Genomic DNA, 769 nt, shown 5'->3' with positions numbered 1-769 from the left:
GCCGCCCGGGCACGGGGGGAGGCGGTGGTGCTCGCGACCGGGTCCCGGCCGTCGCCGCCGGTGGTCGACGCGGACGTCCCGGTGCTCACCGCGGCGGAACTCTGCGCGGAGGTGGCGCGGTCAGCCCGTGTCGTCGTCCCGGCCGCCGCCGGGCGCGGTGTCGGTGCGGCCGAGGGCGTCGGCGATCCCGGCGCGGACCGCGCGACGCACCACGTGGTGGAGGACGTGGAAGAACGCGAACGCGATCACCAGCCAGAACAGGACGACGACGACCTCCATGGCGGGCACCGTAACGCAGTCGTCGCGGTGCTCGCCGCCGCGCGCGTTCCGCGGAACGCGCCGGTGCTCGTCGCCGACCCCCTCGGGGACTGGACCGGGCCGGGGGTCGCGGAGCTGCTCGCCGGCGCCGGGTACCGGGTGGTGCTGTCCACCCCGGACGCCGTCGCCGGACACCAGCTCGGCCGCTGCGGAGACATGGCCGCGGCGAACGCGCGGCTGGAACGGGCCGGTGTCCGGCGGGCGTTGTTCACCCGGCCGGGAGCGGTGCGCGGCGGTGTCGCGGAGCTGGTGGACGTCCACACCGCTGCGGTGACGACGGTGCCGTGCGCGGCCGTCGTCGACTGTGGACCGCGGCTGCCGCAGGACACGCTCCCGGCGCTGCCCGGCTGTCACCTCGCGGGGGACCGGGTCGCGCCGCGGACGCTCGCCGAGGCGGTGCGGGAGGGGCGGCGGGCCGCGTTCGCCCTCGCGGACGCCGACGCGACGGCGG

General features: G+C 78.4%; 1 protein-coding gene and 1 pseudogene. One reads left to right on the top strand and one right to left on the bottom strand.

From position 1 onward, the window contains the following. Window positions 1-120 precede the first annotated feature (120 nt). A complete protein-coding gene (locus tag GTW08_RS01555; protein WP_161151287.1) occupies window positions 121-279 on the bottom strand; it encodes a hypothetical protein in 159 nt (52 codons plus the stop codon). A gap of 27 nt (window positions 280-306) precedes the next feature. On the opposite strand from GTW08_RS01555, the pseudogene GTW08_RS01550 reads away from it, so the two are divergent. Further along, window positions 307-769 (top strand): annotated as a pseudogene (locus tag GTW08_RS01550) (2,4-dienoyl-CoA reductase); the annotation flags it as partial.

It is taken from the genome of Pseudonocardia sp. SID8383, from assembly GCF_009864975.1.
GTDB classification, from domain to species: Bacteria; Actinomycetota; Actinomycetes; order Mycobacteriales; family Pseudonocardiaceae; genus Pseudonocardia; species Pseudonocardia alni.
Note: the sequence above shows the minus strand (reverse complement) of the source record. Positions and strands in the feature narration are given on the sequence as shown.

Excerpts from the sequence above, each read along its gene's own strand:
- GTW08_RS01555 (WP_161151287.1), bottom strand. The coding sequence starts at position 279 with ATGGAGGTCGTCGTCGTCCTGTTCTGGCTGGTGATCGCGTTCGCGTTC.